12 protein-coding genes are annotated in these 14,620 nt (G+C 47.9%); all 12 read left to right on the forward strand.

Translation table 11 applies throughout. The annotated features are described in order from the left end of the window. Positions 1-20 precede the first annotated feature (20 nt). The 12 genes from QFZ51_RS07885 (at position 21) to QFZ51_RS07940 (ending at position 14,580) form a co-directional block, all read left to right on the forward strand. On the forward strand, positions 21-317 hold the full coding sequence (locus QFZ51_RS07885) for a hypothetical protein (protein WP_429044866.1): 297 nt from the start codon (positions 21-23) through the stop codon (positions 315-317). Next, a complete protein-coding gene (gene recG / locus QFZ51_RS07890; RefSeq protein WP_429044868.1) occupies positions 304-2,160 on the forward strand; it encodes an ATP-dependent DNA helicase RecG in 1,857 nt (618 codons plus the stop codon). Before QFZ51_RS07885 ends, recG begins: the two co-directional genes overlap by 14 nt. 246 nt (positions 2,161-2,406) lie before the next feature. After that, positions 2,407-4,290: a hypothetical protein gene (locus QFZ51_RS07895; RefSeq protein WP_429044869.1), complete on the forward strand. Its 1,884-nt coding sequence runs from the start codon at positions 2,407-2,409 to the stop codon at positions 4,288-4,290. Continuing rightward, on the forward strand, positions 4,178-6,034 hold the full coding sequence (locus QFZ51_RS07900) for a PKD domain-containing protein (RefSeq protein ID WP_429044870.1): 1,857 nt from the start codon (positions 4,178-4,180) through the stop codon (positions 6,032-6,034). Before QFZ51_RS07895 ends, QFZ51_RS07900 begins: the two co-directional genes overlap by 113 nt. 6 nt (positions 6,035-6,040) lie before the next feature. Further along, the gene (locus tag QFZ51_RS07905; RefSeq protein ID WP_370909369.1) at positions 6,041-7,066 is read left to right on the forward strand and encodes a PorP/SprF family type IX secretion system membrane protein; all 1,026 of its coding nucleotides are present in this window, start codon (positions 6,041-6,043) and stop codon (positions 7,064-7,066) included. 46 nt (positions 7,067-7,112) lie between these two features. After that, positions 7,113-8,522 (forward strand): FAD-binding oxidoreductase, encoded by a 1,410-nt coding sequence (locus QFZ51_RS07910; protein WP_429044872.1) that lies wholly within the window; start codon positions 7,113-7,115, stop codon positions 8,520-8,522. 41 nt (positions 8,523-8,563) lie between these two features. Beyond that, the gene (locus QFZ51_RS07915; protein ID WP_429044874.1) at positions 8,564-9,145 is read left to right on the forward strand and encodes a hypothetical protein; all 582 of its coding nucleotides are present in this window, start codon (positions 8,564-8,566) and stop codon (positions 9,143-9,145) included. Between the two features lie 288 nt (positions 9,146-9,433). After that, a complete protein-coding gene (locus tag QFZ51_RS07920; RefSeq protein ID WP_429044876.1) occupies positions 9,434-10,111 on the forward strand; it encodes a phosphonatase-like hydrolase in 678 nt (225 codons plus the stop codon). Positions 10,112-10,132: 21 nt separating this feature from the next. Continuing rightward, positions 10,133-11,278, forward strand: coding sequence for a TIGR03364 family FAD-dependent oxidoreductase (locus QFZ51_RS07925; RefSeq protein ID WP_429044877.1), 1,146 nt, complete (start codon positions 10,133-10,135; stop codon positions 11,276-11,278). 339 nt (positions 11,279-11,617) lie between these two features. After that, positions 11,618-12,316, forward strand: a complete 699-nt coding sequence (locus QFZ51_RS07930; protein WP_370909374.1) for a TIGR00730 family Rossman fold protein — start codon at positions 11,618-11,620, stop codon at positions 12,314-12,316. A 161-nt stretch (positions 12,317-12,477) separates the two neighbouring features. Next, positions 12,478-13,119 carry an O-methyltransferase gene (locus QFZ51_RS07935; protein ID WP_429044879.1) on the forward strand — a complete coding sequence of 214 codons (642 nt, stop codon included), beginning with the start codon at positions 12,478-12,480 and terminating at the stop codon, positions 13,117-13,119. A gap of 24 nt (positions 13,120-13,143) precedes the next feature. Then, positions 13,144-14,580, forward strand: a complete 1,437-nt coding sequence (locus QFZ51_RS07940; RefSeq protein ID WP_429044880.1) for a glucosaminidase domain-containing protein — start codon at positions 13,144-13,146, stop codon at positions 14,578-14,580. Positions 14,581-14,620 lie beyond the last annotated feature (40 nt).

The following is a 14,620-nucleotide window of genomic DNA, read 5'->3' on the forward strand; positions in this document are numbered from 1 at the left end:
ACCACTTGCCTTTTTTATTTTTGTTGTTCACAAAAAACGAAATAACCATTTCTACTTTTACTGCCATATTATCAAATCCGATAGAATACCTGAAAGGAGTAGGCCCGCAGAAAGGAGAACTGCTGCGTAAAGAAATCAAAGTATATACCTTTGGCGACCTCCTGCAATATTTTCCTTTCCGTTATGTAGACCGTACCAGGATTGATAAAATTGCCTCCCTCAGCGGGTATGAAGATTTTGTGCAGATCCGCGGAAAGATCATCAACATGGTGGTAATGGGTAGAAAACAGGTCGAAAAGACTGGTGGCTACTTTTAAAGATGAAACAGGCACCATCGACCTGGTATGGTTTCAGGGCTGGCAATGGATGCAGAAATCACTAAAGGAAAATGTGGCCTACCTCGTATTCGGCAGGATCTCCGTATTCAATGGCGTTACCCAGCTGGCACACCCGGAGGTGGACCTGCTCACAGAAGAAATTGCAACCGGTAAACAATTCCTGGAACCGGTTTATTATACCACAGAAAAACTCAAAGCCCGCGGACTAACGGCAAAGGCTATAGGAAAATTGACCAAGAACCTGCTGGAACAATTATCTCCACTGGAAATTAGGGAAAATATCCCCGCAGAAGTATTACAGCAATACCGGCTCATGCCCCGTGCGATGGCCTATTTCAGGATCCATTTGCCCGCCAGCGAAGACGATGCACGGCTGGCACAACGACGGCTGAAATTTGAAGAACTGTTTATTGCACAAATCCGTATATGCCGGTTAAAGCTCAAAAGACACAAGCAATCACACGGCTTTGTGTTTGGTGCAGTGGGCGATTCTTTTAATGAATTCTATAACAATCATCTTCCCTTTTCCTTAACAGGCGCACAGAAAAGGGTATTGAAAGAAATAAGGACAGATACCGTTCACGGACGGCAGATGAACCGCCTCCTGCAGGGAGATGTAGGCAGCGGTAAAACAATGGTAGCACTGCTATCCATGTTGCTGGCAAAAGACAACGGCTTCCAGGCATGCCTTATGGCGCCCACGGAAATCCTGTCGCAGCAGCACTTTAAAGGCATCTCCGAATTGCTGGAGCGGATGGATGTAAAGGTAGCACTGCTTACCGGCAGCATCAAAGGCAAGGCACGTAAGCAGATACTGGCCGGCGCCCTCGATGGCAGCATCGATATCCTCGTTGGCACCCACGCCCTGCTGGAAAAAGAAGTGGCGTTCAAAAATCTTGGAATGGCCATCGTGGATGAACAACACCGCTTCGGCGTGGCACAACGGGCACGCCTATGGGAAAAAAATACCATCCCGCCACACATTCTTGTTATGACGGCAACGCCTATACCAAGAACACTGGCTATGACCATCTACGGCGACCTGGACGTATCCGTTATTGATGAAATGCCCCCGGGACGTAAACCCATTACTACCGTGCACCGCACCGAATATCAACGGCCGCAGGTAATGGATTTTATAAAGGAAGAAGTAAAGAAAGGAAGACAGGCATACATCGTATACCCGCTGATCGAAGATTCAGAGAAGCTGGACTATGAAAACCTGATGAAAGGATATGAAGAGGTGAAAGCTTTCTTCCCCGAACCGCAGTATTATATCAGTATGGTACATGGCCGCCAGCCGGCCGAACAGCGGCAAACCAACATGCAGCGTTTTGTAACCGGCGATACCCATATTATGGTAGCCACCACCGTTATTGAAGTAGGGGTGAACGTGCCCAACGCCTCTGTAATGGTGATAGAAAGCACCGAACGTTTCGGGCTGTCGCAGCTCCACCAGTTGCGGGGAAGGGTGGGCCGCGGAGCGGAACAGTCCTTCTGCGTGCTCATGACCGGTAATAAGCTAAGCCAGGATTCCCGCGAACGGATCAACGTAATGGTGCAAACCAACGACGGATTTATTATTTCGGAGAAAGATATGGAACTGAGAGGCCCCGGAGATATTGAAGGCACCCGCCAGAGCGGGGTACTCGACTTTAAACTGGCGGATATTGTTGCGGACAAACCCATCCTCGACGCCGCCCGCGCCAGCGCAGAAAAGATCCTGGAAGAAGACACCGATCTGCTTCTGCCTGAAAATCAGGCACTAAAAGAATTTTTAGCTGCCCAGAGAAGTAAATCTGTCTGGAGTAAAATTTCCTGATGGTTTTTACGTTTATTAACTGATGGATGAATTAAAAAAGTATAAAGCTGCTGAAGCTGAGATTCACCTTGTTTCCCATTTAGCCTGTTATTCCTCAATTCAGAAGTTTTGTGCCTTTCCCGACCGTAACAATTTGAGTGGCTTCTGCGTTTAATAGTATTATATTGGTTTTTAAGAATAAAATAAAATCTAATCCCGTTGAAATTTACCTTCCCGACCGGCCTTATTGGATTAATGATTTGCTTTTTGTTCACCGGACGATCCGCCCAGGCGCAGCAGCAACATGCGAACTTCACACCGCTGAATTTTATTGAGAACAAAGGCCAGTGGGATAAAGATGTCATCTACAGAACAGAACTGGATGGCGCTGCTATCTTCCTCAAAAAAACAGGCTTCACTTTCCTGATGATGAACCAGCAGGATCTCTGGAGCCTGAACGAATATGTGCACGGACACTCCCACCGGAGTGATACGGTATACGTTCCGAAAAGCAACTTTAAACCAGCACCTGCCCAGCCAGGGAATGGCCAGCCCCCTCCACAGCCCGGCAAAATTCCTGATGTGCGCGGGCATGCGTATAACGTTACTTTCCTGAACGCCAATCCCGACGTACAAATAGCACCCGAAAAAGAACAGGACGCCAAAAGCAGCTATTTCATCGGAAACGACCGAACCAAATGGGCAACCGGGGTGGGTTCCTTCCAGGGCGTTAATTATAACTCCCTTTATTCCGGCATCGACGCGCATGTTTACTCTGAAGGTTCCCAACTGAAATATGACCTGATTGTGCATCCGGGTGCTAACCCGGATAATATCCAGATGGTATATGAAGGCGCTACCGGTATGGAACTGAAAAAAGGCCAGTTGCTGGTGCACACCTCTGTGGGGGATGTGATTGAACAACTGCCCTTTGCTTACCAGTATATCAATAATCAACGTGTAACCGTAAAGGTATCTTACCGGTTAAATGGTAATAAACTGGGCTTCAAAATATCCGGTGAATATAACGCGGCCTACCCGCTGGTCATAGATCCGATCTACGTTTTTTCTACCGTATCGGGTGCCCGCTCGGATAACTGGGGCTTCACTGCCACCTACGATGATGCCGGCAATTTATACGGCGGCGGTATTGTGTTTAATCCGGGCTACCCCATAACAACCGGGGCAGTACAAAGCGTTTACGGCGGCGGCCAGTTTGATATCGCCATTTCAAAATTCAACACCAATGGAACCAGGCTGGTATACGCCACCTACATGGGCGGCAGCGGCGTGGAACAACCTCATAGCTTATTTGTAGATCAGCAGGGCAACCTCGTGATCTCTGGCAGAACCACTTCCAGCGACTATCCCAATACCAACGTAAAAGGAACCCGCGGAGGATGGGATATCGCCATTACTAAAATAAACGCCACAGGCACCGCTATCATTGGCTCACTGATCATTGCCGGCGGCGGAGATGACGGCGTAAATATGCGGGCCGACCGTCAGGCCGGCGACTGGGTACTGCTGCGTAACTATGGCGACGACGCCCGCAGCGAAGTGGTAGTGGATAATGCAGGCTATATTTATGTGGCCAGCTGCACCCGCTCCACCGATTTCCCCGTAACAGCCGGCGTATTCCAGAGCACCAACAAAGGCTCGCAGGATGGCGTGATTATGAAAATAAACCCGCTTTGCCAGGACCTGGTTTGGGCCAGCTACCTCGGAGGCAGCAAGGAAGATGCGGCTTATGTAATTGCATTAAACGGGTTGAATACCCTGTATGTGGCCGGGGGCACCGCCAGCGACGACTTCCCCGTTACTGCCGGCACCATATACCCCCAGTACCGCGGCGGCGTATGCGATGGGTTTATTGCTCATATTTCTAACGACGGAAGAAACATTATCCAGAGTACTTTCCTCGGTTCTGATAATCCCGCTGCCGACCAGGTATACGGCATCCAGCTGGATAAAAATGGATTTGTATACGTAATGGGCACCACAGAAGGAGCATGGCCCATCATACAAATAAGCGCCAATGGATACAATGAAAACGGACTGCAGTTTATCTCGAAGCTCCAGGCAAACCTGTCCGCATTCGTGTATTCCACTACTTTCGGAAAAAGAAGAACACTGGTTTCTTTCCCCTAATATTTCTCCCACCGCCTTCCTGGTAGACCGCTGCGAAAACGTATACGTGTCCGGATGGGGCGGAGGTATCAATACCTCCCTGCACTACCCGAATTCAGGAACTTCCGGTTTAACGACCACCCCGGATGCGCTGCAACGCAATACAGACGGGATGGATTTTTATTTCTATGTGCTGCAGCGCGATGCCGTACGGTTTAGTCCCACCCAGGGCCCATTGTATGCCAGTTATTTTGGCGGCTCCGGTTTGTATGAACACGTAGATGGCGGTACCAGCCGCTTCGACCGCAATGGTATTATCTACCAGGGGATCTGCGCCTGGTGCAACGTGAGCAACAGCGGCTTCAAACCGCGGTACCCGACCACGCCGGGCGCCTACTCCAGCACACCGCCAGCCTCCTGTAATCTCGGAGCACTGAAAATTGCTTTTAACCTCGATGGGGTGAAAGCAGGAGCCAAAACACTCGACAGGCGCACCAACTACTGCGTACCGGATACCATCACCTTTGTGGATACCACCCGTTTACCAGGTAAGTCGTATCAGTGGTTCTTCCCGGATGATGGCACCACGCTGAATTTCGGACCAGAGGGAGATACCGTGACGCATATCTTTACAAGAATTGGCACCTTCCGCGTAAGAATGGTAAAATATGATCCGCAAAGTTGTAACGGATCAGATACCGCCTACGTAACCGTGAAACTGGGCAACAATGAAGCGATACTCCATTTTGAAGCCCGACGCCAGGATCCATGCGATAGCCTGAAGTATATGTTTGTCAATGAATCCACACCAGCTGCGGATTTCAGGGACAGCTCATTTATCCTCGACTATGGCGATGGAACACCTCCATTCTATACCGGTTTAGATACCTTCCCGCTATTCCACTATTACCAGAATGCGGGCATCTATAATGCTACTCTTACACTGGTGGATACTAATTTCTGTAATGCACCGCAAACAATTACCTACACCCTGCGTGTAGCCGAGAACGTTATAGCGAAATTTACCGACCCGGGAACGGTTTGCGTTGGCACAGAAATACAAATGGATAATACCACCGAAGGCGGTGAAACATTCACCTGGACCTTTGAAGATGATGGTTCCGTTTCACACGACCCTTACCCGGTGCATACATTTAATAAAGCAGGCCGCTGGAAAATAACCCTCGAGGTAGACGATCCAAACACCTGTAACAAACGGGATTCGATTACACAGGAAATAAATGTGGCAGCGCCGCCTGTAGCAGACTTCGATTTTTCACCCACCAAAGCAATTGAAAATACGCCGATACAGTTCCTGAATGGTTCTTCGGCAAACGCGATACATTACCTCTGGAATTTTGGCGACGGGGATACTTCTTCCCTGCCAAACCCCAGCCATCAATACCTGCGCACAGGTACATACAATGTGTGTCTTACTGTTACTAACGCAGAAGGCTGTACGGATACAAAATGTGAGGAAGTAAGCGCTATTGTGGTACCGCTGTTTGATGTGCCCAACGCCTTTGCACCAGGCGGTAAGAACAATGTGTTTTATGTAAAAGCTTTTGGAGCGACCAAATTCAATCTTAAAATATTTAACCGTTGGGGACAATTGGTTTTTGAAAGTTCGGATCCTCAAATCGGATGGGACGGCCGGTTTAAAGGAAATATTCAGCCCATGGATGCTTATGCCTATATCGTAAACCTGGAGTTTACGGATGGCACCAAAGGCAGCAGATCAGGAAGTGTAACCTTGTTAAGATGATGAGCCATGAATCAGATCGTTAAATTATCAACATGTCTGGCAATTTTATTAATTGTTTCAATGGGTGGGGCGTACGCACAGGACCTCCATTTTTCACAGTTTTTTAATTCGCCGTTGACAACTAACCCTGCCAATACCGGATTCATTCCGGACGGCAATTACCGTATTGGCATTAATTACCGCGATCAGTGGACCAGCGTTCCGATACCTTACCGGACGATGTCGGCATATGGCGACTTCCAGTTATTCCGCGATCAGCTGGAATATGGCTGGGTAGGCATCGGGGGTGTATTGCTCCGCGACGTAGCCGGCGCAGGAAACCTCACCTCTACCAAAGGATACGCTTCGATCGCTTATCACCAGCTCCTGGGTTTCAGCAGCCTGTTATCCGCAGGGTTTAATGTAGGCTCCGCCGGCAAACGGGTGGATATCACCAAGCTCACATTCGCCGACCAGTGGAATGGTAAATTCTTTGATTCACAGATCCCCACCGGGGAACCCATCACCCAAAGCAGCGTCAATTATTTCGACCTGCAGGCAGGCTTGAATTATGCTTATTTTCCTACCGATAATATTTATGTAAATGCAGGTTTCTCTGTACAACATATCAACACACCCAGGGAAACCTTTTTTGATGGCAATAACACCGTTCCCCGCCGCTATATCGGGTTCCTGAATGCGAGTTTGAAAATGAGCGATAAAGTGATCCTGAACCCTGCAGCGTATTATGCCACACAGGCCGGCGCGCGGGAACTGATGCTGGGCGCCAATGCTGCCTATAATCTTTCCGGCGACGGCGTACAACAACTGTATGGCGGCGTTTATTACCGCGCCAATGATGCGGCTGTATTCCTGGTTGGCTACCAGATCAACGCCATAAAACTCATGTTTAACTATGATATCACTACCTCCAGTCTCTCTGCCGCCAACAACCGGCGTGGCGCTTATGAGATAGGCATCGTTTATACAGGACTTTACAGCAACCGCACCTTTAACAATGCGAGAAGATCTACGATCTGTCCCTCTTTTTAACAGTCCGGATATACCACCTAACCGGCATTATGATTATTTTTGTTCCATGACAACGTTCAATAAAGTAACTGCCGCTCACGTAGCGGCATTACGTGAAATAGCCGGAGCGCAATATGTATTGGCCGACGAAGAAAGTATGAGCCGTTATGCACAGGATGAAACCGAGGATCTGCATTATCTCCCCGAAGTAGTGGTTAAGCCGGATACCACCGAACAGGTAAGCCGTATCATGAAATTATGCAATGAAGCGCTGTTGCCCGTAACTCCCCGTGGTGGCGGTACAGGGCTCAGCGGAGGAGCGCTCGCCCAGTTTGGTGGCGTGCTCATATCCATGGAACGCTTTAACCGCATCACCCTCATAGATGAAAGGAACCTGCAGGTAATCACCGAACCCGGTGTGATCACAGAAGAATTACAGAACGCCGTAAAAGAGAAAGGATTGTTTTATCCGCCCGACCCGAGCAGCCGCGGTACCTGCTTTATCGGTGGTAATATTGCTGAAAATTCAGGTGGTCCCAAAGCGGTAAAATACGGCGTGGTAAAGGATTATGTGCTGAACCTGGAAATGGTGCTGCCCAGTGGTGAAGTGATCTGGACGGGCGCCAATGTACTAAAAAATGCCACCGGTTATAATCTTACTCAGCTGGTAGTAGGCAGCGAAGGCACCCTGGGCATCGTTACCAAAATAGTATTGCGTTTAATACCACTACCCAAAACAGATCTGCTGATGCTGGTTCCTTTCCGCTCTGCTGAAAGCGCCTGTGAAGCGGTAAGCGCTATCTTCCGGGCGGGTTACACACCTTCCGCCATGGAATTTATGGAACGCGACGCTATCGACTGGGTAACAAAATATGTACAAAGCAGCGCAGTTAAAATAGAAGACGATATACAGGCACACCTGCTCATAGAAGTAGATGGCAATTACCCGGAAGTGCTGATGCAGGAAATGGAAGGTATTGCCGGTGTGGTAGAAGGTTTTGATATCGGGGAGATATTGTTTGCAGAAGATTCCCAGCAGAAGGAAGAACTCTGGAAACTGCGCCGCCGGGTAGCGGAAGCCGTAAAGGCAAATTCTGTATATAAAGAAGAAGATACCGTGGTACCCCGCGCAGAACTGCCGATATTGCTGAAAGGAGTAAAGGAAATCGGGAACAGGTATGGATTCCATTCAGTATGCTACGGGCATGCCGGCGATGGTAACCTGCATGTAAATATTATCCGCGGCACCCTCACGGAAGAACAATGGAACGGGACCCTCACGGAAGGTATACGGGAAATTTTTCAGCTGGTGAAAGCATTGGGTGGTACCATCTCCGGTGAGCATGGTATTGGGTTGGTACAGAAAAACTATATGGATATCATTTTTGATCAGACCTCCATGCAGCTCATGAAGCAAATAAAACAGATCTTTGATCCGAAGAATATATTAAACCGGGGTAAAATTTTTGATTGTTAAACCTTTCTGCCGGTAAATAGTTAAACTTAATAAAGCTGATCATGAAACGTTTATTGATATGTTTTTTCCTGCTGGCTGGCGTACAGCTGGCACACGCCCAATATTATAAAACAGACACGGTTACCCGTAAGGGCTTTGATCCTTCCCGTTTGGTATTAGGCGGTTCGCTGGGAATGGTGTTTGGCGATGTTACCAACGTGGATATCTCTCCGCTGGTAGGTTACCGCTTCTCCGACTACATTGCTGCAGGTGTTAACATCAATGCGCAATACGGCCAGTATAAAGTGTGGAGCTATGACCAGATAGTGCAGCGGGATAAGTACACTATTTTTGGTGGTGGTATCTGGGGCCGTGTATATCCGCTCCCGATGGTATTTATACATGTTCAGCCGGAATATAATTTCGTTACACAAAATTCTACCGTTTACCTCAACAACAACGAAAAACAAACCTACAAAACCAACTATGGCGTTCCCAGCTTACTGGTAGGCGCGGGTTACACCCAAAACGTAGGCGGCAGGGTAGGTATTGGCATCTCCATTTTATATGATGTGATCCAGGACGATCGCTCGCCCTATAACAACAGCCTGATATACCGGGTGGGTGCAGGACTCGGCTTCTAGCGAATTTTGTCTTTCCCGCTGATTGCGCTGATTATACTGATTAGCTGGATTTTATTTCTTTGGATTTTAAATGATTCGGGGAGATATAAGCGAAAATATCCGCTTATATCTCCCCAAATCATTTAAAATCCTTACAAAATCCAAAAGCAAAAATCCAGCTAATCAGTATAATCAGCGCAATCAGCGGGAAAGACAAATTCGCATATTACGCGCATGTTAAATGTTTATAAATGCTAAACTTATTTTTAGTAACTCCTTATCTTTGCCACCTATTAACAATGGGAAAAGATGGGAATACAATTAGTTGTTTTTGATATTGCAGGCACTACCCTGCATGATGAATCCAATGTAGCAAAGGTGTTGCAGCAAGCCATCGGGCTGGCGGGTGTTACAGTAACGCTGGAACAGGTGAACGAGGTGATGGGGTACGCCAAACCGTATGCTATCCGTTACCTGTTGCAGCAGCAGAAGGATAGCCGCTACAGCGATGAAACCTTTATTGGCGACCTGCACAGCCGTTTTGTGGCGGACATGAAAGTGCATTATGCCACACATCCTGCGGTAAGGGAAAAAGAAGGGGTATCAGCGGTATTTGCCGCACTGAAGGCAAAAGGTATTAAAGTGGCACTGGATACGGGCTTCGACAGGGCCATTACCAACGTGATCCTGGAAAGGGTGGGCTGGCAGCAAAAAGGACTTATTGATGCCGTGGCTACCAGCGATGAAGTACCCTTCGGCCGTCCATACCCGTATATGATATACCGGATCATGGAACAGCTGGGAATCCGCAGTATAGCGTCGGTCGCTAAAACCGGCGATACCATTTCCGACCTGGAAGAAGGTACTAACGCAGGTTGCCGCTATGTAATAGGGGTTACTACCGGCGCTTATACGCGGGAAGAGCTGGAGAAAGGTCCGCATACCCACCTGGTAGCATCCCTGGATGAACTACTGTCTATCTTTTAATCACACTTTACATTTGATATCATGCAACAACAACAGGCAGATGTAGCAGTAATAGGCGCAGGAATAGTGGGATTGGCCATGTCTTACCACCTGGCAAAAAAAGGAAGAAAAGTAGTGCTGTTTGAACGTAACAGTAAAGCGATCAGCGCTTCTATCCGCAATTTCGGACTGGTATGGCCCATCGGGCAAACGGCAGGTAAAATGTACGACCGCGCTATGCGCAGCCGCCGTACCTGGAAAGAGCTGGCTGCTGCCGCCGGGTTGCAGTGCCAGGAAACCGGATCACTGCACCTGGCGTATGAAAAAGATGAACTGGCGGTATTGGAAGAATTTGTACAGGCCGCTCCCGGCAACGGTTACAGCTGTGAGCTGATTGCTCCCTCACAAATAGGAAAATATACCAGCGCGATTAAAACAAACGGGTTGAAAGGTGCATTGTGGAGTGCCTCCGAAATGACCGTGAACCCACGCAAGGCCAGTGCCGTTATCGCAAAGCATTTGGAGGAACACCTGAACGTAGCGGTTCGTTTCGGCACCGCGGTAAATGGCATCAGCATGCCCTTTATTGAAACCAAAGATGAGCGCTGGAAAGTGGAAGAAGTATTTGTTTGCAGCGGCGCTGACTTTGAAACGCTTTACCCTGCTGAATTTGCGGCCGCACCGCTGAAAAAATGCAAACTGCAGATGATGCGTACCATTCCGCAACCGGGCAACTGGCAACTGGGTCCCGCACTATGCGCAGGCTTAACCCTGGGACACTATGCGGCCTTTGAAAGCTGTAAAACCCTCGAACCACTGAAGCAGCGCTTCGCACAGGAAATGCCGGAGTATGTGAAATGGGGCATTCACCTGCTGATTTCTCAAAATGGCGCAGGCGAACTCACCATTGGTGACTCACATGAATATGGTCCGGACTTCGAACCATTTGATAAAGCATTTATCAATGAACTCATCCTGCAGTATATGCATACCTTTTTACAGGCGCCGGAGTATACCATCCAGGAACAATGGCATGGCATCTACCCAAAACTAACCAACGGCAAAACGGACCTGGTATTCTCTCCCGAAAAAAATGTAACGATCGTAAATGGTCTTGGCGGAGCCGGGATGACATTGTCTTTCGGGCTGGCCGAAGAAGTAGTGGCAGGCGCGCATACCTTTGCGTAACCTTGATAAATTTAAATTAGGTTATTGCTTAAATAATTAATAAATTAATGGAGATTAAGCGTTATGAGAACATCTGTTGATTAAAACGGTAGTACTATCTTACTAAATTTCAACATTATTTATTTTTTTGATTGCCAGCATTAGCAACGTTTCTGCAGCGATGTTTATTTAACATCGCTGCACGTTCATAACGTGTTAAATGTAAAGCAGGTTTCTATATAGTTACCTGCTTTTTTTATGCGTAAAGCTGTTACTGTAAGCCAATTATTATATAAATTACATCATTCCGCGTGCCTGCACGGGGGAAGGTGTTTTATAGCATAATAAAAAAGCAGTTGCATGAACAGTAGTATAAAGAATCTTAAAGAAAGAGACTGGACGGAAACAAGAGCGCATTCCAGCTGGCAGATATTCAAGATAATGGCGGAGTTTGTTGAAGGATTTGAGAAACTGGCTAAAATAGGACCCTGTATTTCCATATTCGGATCGGCCCGCACCAAACCGGGCAACCGTTATTACGACCTGGCCCAGGAAATATCCACCAGGCTGGCAGAAGAAGGCTTTGGCATTATCACCGGTGGCGGACCAGGTGTTATGGAAGCCGCCAACAGAGGCGCGCAGGCAGCACATGGCAAATCAGTGGGCGCCAATATTACCCTGCCGCACGAGCAACATCCCAATGTTTATATAGACCCGGAGAATAGTCTCAATTTCGATTACTTCTTTGTCCGTAAAGTAATGTTTACCAAGTATTCCCAGGGCTTTGTGATGATGCCTGGTGGCTTTGGTACGATGGATGAATTCTTTGAAGTAGCCACCCTTATTCAAACCAAGAAAATGGAGGAAACGCCGATGGTGCTGGTAGGGAAAGAGTATTGGAGTGGCCTGCTCGACTGGATCCGTAATGTAATGATGGAAAAGGAAAGCAATATTAACCCGCAGGACCTCGACCTGCTGCAGTTATTTGACACAGCAGATGAAGTAGTGGAATATTTCCGTGTTTTCTATACCACCAATAAATTAAGACCGAATTTCTAATAAAGCCTCCCTTCAGGCCGGAAAAGCGGATATGCGTGAACGTACGCCCGGAGAGAATAAAACCCGGCAGAATAGCGTTTATGGATATATCCGCTTTTTCTGTTGAAAGCAACAGGCTGTCGGTTAGCCGCTTTTTCTTAGCTTTGCAGAAATTTTAATATATGGAGCTCATACCGGCAGCAGTAGAGGCCTATTCAGAAAAATATACCAGCCTGGAAAGTGAATTGATGTACCAGCTGAACAGGGAAACACATCTGAAGGTAGCGTTGCCGCATATGTTGAGCGGGCAGGTACAGGGCCAGTTCCTCAGTATGATAAGCCATATGATCCGGCCGCACCGTATCCTGGAACTGGGCACTTACACCGGGTACTCAGCGATTTGCCTGGCCGCAGGCCTCGCACCCGATGGCATATTACACACCGTAGATATCAACGAAGAACTGGAAGCCCTTTGTCATCAATATTTCTCGGCAAGCGGGAATGCAGATAAAATAAAAATGCATATCGGCAAAGCGGCCGATGTCATTGAACAACTGGATGAAGTATTTGATCTGGTGTTTATTGACGCGGACAAATCCGGATATGAACAGTACTACGACCTGGTTTGGGATAAACTGCGTCCCGGCGGATTTATCCTGGCAGATAACGTGTTGTATCACGGCCAGGTACTGCTGCCTGAAAACGAACAGGGACGCCAGGCAAAAGCCATGATCAGTTTTTGTGAAAAAGTGTTGGCAGATGACCGTGCAGAACAGGTATTACTCACCATGCGGGATGGTGTACTGATGATCAGGAAGAAATAAAACGCCCATTAAATCCGAACATACATGCAAGTAAGAAAATTCTTATTGGTAGTCAGTTTTCTTATTGGCTTCGTTACCGTACTGCACGCACAGAACATCACAACGCAGCAGTACATCGCCACCTATAAAAACTTAGCCATTGAGGAAATGCGCCGCTCAGGCGTGCCTGCCGCCATCAAACTGGCGCAGGGGATTATAGAAACACAGTCCGGCAACGGCACCTTGTGTTTACAATCGAACAACCACTTCGGTATTAAATGCAAAAATACCTGGACCGGCAAAACCATCAAATACGATGACGATGCAGCCCAGGAGTGTTTCCGTGTATATGAATCCGCCACCGATTCCTACCGTGATCACTCCGATTTTCTGCACGCCAACCCGCGCTATGCCTTCCTCTTCCAGTTTGATGGCGAGGATTATAAATCATGGGCTTTTGGTCTTAAACAAGCCGGATACGCTACTAATAAAACTTACCCACAACAGCTGATTAAAGTAATTGAAGATTATAACCTTCAGCAATATACGATGATTGCTATGGGGAAAGATCCTTCTGCCGGTGGCGCAGCAACCGATGGAACGATGTATGCAGAAGTAACCGAAAAGGGAAGCAAAACATCTCCCGGAAGGAAAAATCAAAGTACAGGCACCAAACAAACTGCCAGCTATCCGAAAGGTATCTTTGAAATCAACGGCCGCAAAGCAGTGTATGTAAAGGCAGGCAGCTCCCTCATCCAGGTAGCCGACCAGCGTAATATGCGCCTGCGTAAGCTGGTACGTTACAACGACCTGGAAAATGATAACCCGCCTGCAAAGGATATGATCGTTTTCTTACAAAAGAAAAGCAAAAGAGGAAGCAGGGAATACCACAGCGTTGTTAACGGGGAAACCTTGCACGACGTAGCCCAGGCAGAAGGCGTACAGTTAAGATGGTTACGCCGCCGTAATAAAATGAACGAAGGGGAAGAACCTGCTGCGGGTCAGCGGTTAACGCTTGATGGTTTTGCTTCCGCCGCACCACGGCTGGCTAAAAATACCCGGGTACTGAAAGAAGAAGACCAGGAGCCACCGGAAGATTTCTCTCCCCGTAAAGCACTGGAGGGTATTAAGGAAGAAGTGGCCCAAAACGCAGCAGGCGCTGGTGCTGTACCGGAAACAAAACCAGCCCCGCAACAGGGTGGTGTGCCGGTAGCCATGATAGAAGACCTGAAGAAAGCCGGCCAGGTAACCACCACCGGGAATACAGGTACGCCAAAAACATCCGTGCCGCAACCGGCTCCGCGGCCTGCTACACCTGCACCAGTGCAGAAATCAGGTATGCAGTACCATGATGTACAGCCGAAGGAAACGTTGTATGGTATTGCCAAAATGTACAACCGGTCTGTTACACAGTTGCAGGAATGGAATAACCTGCAGGGTTTTGATATTAAAATCGGCCAGCGTTTACTGGTAAGTAAATAAGCAGCGATCTTTTTTTGCTGATGATTGTTAAATAAGGAAA

Source organism: Chitinophaga sp. W3I9 (genome assembly GCF_050434025.1).
Taxonomy (GTDB): Bacteria; Bacteroidota; Bacteroidia; order Chitinophagales; family Chitinophagaceae; genus Chitinophaga.

Coding starts and splice junctions, on each gene's coding strand:
- QFZ51_RS07900 (WP_429044870.1), top strand. CDS start 4,178: ATGGATACAATGAAAACGGACTGCAGTTTATCTCGAAGCTCCAGGCAA.
- QFZ51_RS07905 (WP_370909369.1), top strand. CDS start 6,041: ATGAATCAGATCGTTAAATTATCAACATGTCTGGCAATTTTATTAATT.
- QFZ51_RS07910 (WP_429044872.1), top strand. CDS start 7,113: ATGACAACGTTCAATAAAGTAACTGCCGCTCACGTAGCGGCATTACGT.
- QFZ51_RS07915 (WP_429044874.1), top strand. CDS start 8,564: ATGAAACGTTTATTGATATGTTTTTTCCTGCTGGCTGGCGTACAGCTG.
- QFZ51_RS07920 (WP_429044876.1), top strand. CDS start 9,434: ATGGGAATACAATTAGTTGTTTTTGATATTGCAGGCACTACCCTGCAT.
- QFZ51_RS07925 (WP_429044877.1), top strand. CDS start 10,133: ATGCAACAACAACAGGCAGATGTAGCAGTAATAGGCGCAGGAATAGTG.
- QFZ51_RS07930 (WP_370909374.1), top strand. CDS start 11,618: ATGAACAGTAGTATAAAGAATCTTAAAGAAAGAGACTGGACGGAAACA.
- QFZ51_RS07935 (WP_429044879.1), top strand. CDS start 12,478: ATGGAGCTCATACCGGCAGCAGTAGAGGCCTATTCAGAAAAATATACC.
- QFZ51_RS07940 (WP_429044880.1), top strand. CDS start 13,144: ATGCAAGTAAGAAAATTCTTATTGGTAGTCAGTTTTCTTATTGGCTTC.